The sequence below is a fragment of the Nitrosomonas nitrosa genome, from assembly GCF_003051105.1.
Classification (GTDB): Bacteria; Pseudomonadota; Gammaproteobacteria; order Burkholderiales; family Nitrosomonadaceae; genus Nitrosomonas; species Nitrosomonas nitrosa.
On record NZ_QAOO01000073.1, the window covers coordinates 1 to 2071 of the forward strand.

Sequence of the window (2071 nt, forward strand, 5' to 3'; positions counted from 1 at the left end):
TTCACGGCTTTTTCATATTCGCTGCGCTCGGCCATCGCCTCGATCAATGCCAGCTTCTCCGCTGCATCGATGGCCTGTTGCTCCACATCGAAATCTGCCATCCAGACCCAAGTTTGATCATTGCGCTGTGCGTAAATACCCCAGAATTCAGGATCAACCCTCACCTCTTTTGCCGGTATCACATGATGGGTGCCGTCATCATCCGATTCCACGACGCTGCCTTGTATGGCAACGCGTCCGTTCCAATCGGCAGGGATGGACAATCCCATTTTGTTCTGGGAGGTTTGTTCAAACTCGTGGTTATCGATACTTAAGTACCGATAGAACTTCAGTGCGTCGGCCACCAGATAAAGGGCGTTTTGTTGTTGCACCGGCAGGTGTTCGATGAGTTTTTGCAGCTGCTGATGGTTTTGCCGAGCCACCGTGGCAAGGTCGGGTGTGAGACTTGCGGTATACGTTGCGATATTCTGTCTGATCTCATCCATTTTAATAGCCTCCTGATGTATCAATTCCTGCTGCCGGGCAAATGCCAGCACATAGTCCTGAATTTTTTCCGCATCGGCTGCAGCGCGGAATATTTCCAAAGGGTCTTCTTCGAGTGCCTTGATCCATGATGCGACATAGGCCACATGCTGGCCGGGATCATGACCGATACCGAGGTTAGACCCGAGCAGCATGCTCGCAATCTCTGCACGCAACTCTTCCTTGGCATAGCCTTCGCTGCCGAACGGGTGCGCCAGATCGCGATTTAGGCGCGATGCATGTCCCGTCCAGTGACCAAGTTCATGCAAGGCTGTAGCGTAATAGCGATCCGGCGTTTCAAACTGGTGCCTGTGCGGCAGGTGTATCCGGTCTGTAAGTGGCCGGTAAAAGGCTCGGTCATACTCACCGTGTTCAATCACGGCACGGGAGGCCCGCAGTATCTGTTCTGCACGCTCGATCGGATCCCAGCTGGGTGGAGCGATGACAAGCTCGGGCAGGTTGTCGATCTGATCCGCATTGAATACGGAGGCATAAAACACGCGAGGACGTTCCAGCTTCACTATTGCCTTGAGGGGTTTACCGTTACCATCGAGTACCGGCTTACCGTTATCATCCTGCTTGATGCGTTCATCGGTAAATTTCCAGTATTGAATCCAGGTGCTCTTTTCGCCTTTGCGCACTTGTGCGCTCATAGCGGCTGCCTGTTTATAGGTCAGCCAACGCGGATCGGTATACCCTTTGCTCATCAGATACAGCGCATTGATGCCCCGGTAGCGTTTTTGGGTGGTCGGATTATGCGGAAACGACAACAGCGGATCACCTGGCTGCCATGGTTTTTGCCATGGCGCCGTGCCTTGTTTCAATTGTGCGATCAGACTCTCGGCGACCTGTTCATGGTAGGCTTTTCTGGAGGTGTCCATGTCATTGCCCTCCATCAGCTGATTCCGGTTGATCGATACTGCTGTTCAGTGCATCGATTTCACTCAAGGCCTCTTCCCTGAATGCACCCAACAATTCCGCTTCATCGGGATCGAATTCAGCCTGAAATCCCGGTGTTTGTGCATCGAAGAGTTTTAACGCTATCACCTGACGGCGCATCCCCCGGTCGTTCAAGCCGGTATCAGGGATAGCCGGAATCATTTCCGGGTTTGTTTCATCATCTGCAGGATTATTCATGGCAAACACTCCTTTTGAAGATTGAGGGTAAAAACGGGACGCACAACATGCACCATCTGTGCGCGTTCGATGACGCCAAAGTAGCGTGCATCAAATGAGTGAGGATTGAGATCGGATAGCAGCAAAAATTCAGACTCACCGAGCACCGCATTGAGCCGGTATTGCGGCAATGCGGCGCCATAGGCGTCGGTGTGGATCGGTGCGCTGTTCGGTAATAATTCACCATTGACCGTAATGCCGGACTGATCGATCAGAACCGTATCACCGGCAACCGCATGCACACGTTTGAGCAGTTGACCGTAACCCTCAGGACAATCTCCCGGATGGATATAGCCTCGGGCTGCAGCCCAATCAAACACATCGCGTTGCGGCGGACAGAAGGCAACGTACGCTCCTTTTGTAACAGGTTCAT

General features: G+C 52.7%; 3 protein-coding genes. All 3 read right to left on the reverse strand.

Translation table 11 applies throughout. The features are described from left to right. Window positions 1-1403 (reverse strand): ArdC family protein (locus C8R30_RS15585; protein ID WP_146162713.1); only part of this gene is annotated, 1403 nt, incomplete at its 3' end. Between the two features lies 1 nt (window position 1404). Continuing rightward, window positions 1405-1659, reverse strand: coding sequence for a hypothetical protein (locus C8R30_RS15590; protein ID WP_258192090.1), 255 nt, complete (start codon window positions 1657-1659; stop codon window positions 1405-1407). Continuing rightward, a partial coding sequence (gene traF / locus C8R30_RS15595) for a conjugative transfer signal peptidase TraF (protein ID WP_107790557.1) occupies window positions 1656-2071 on the reverse strand: 416 nt, incomplete at its 5' end. The genes traF and C8R30_RS15590, both read right to left, overlap by 4 nt.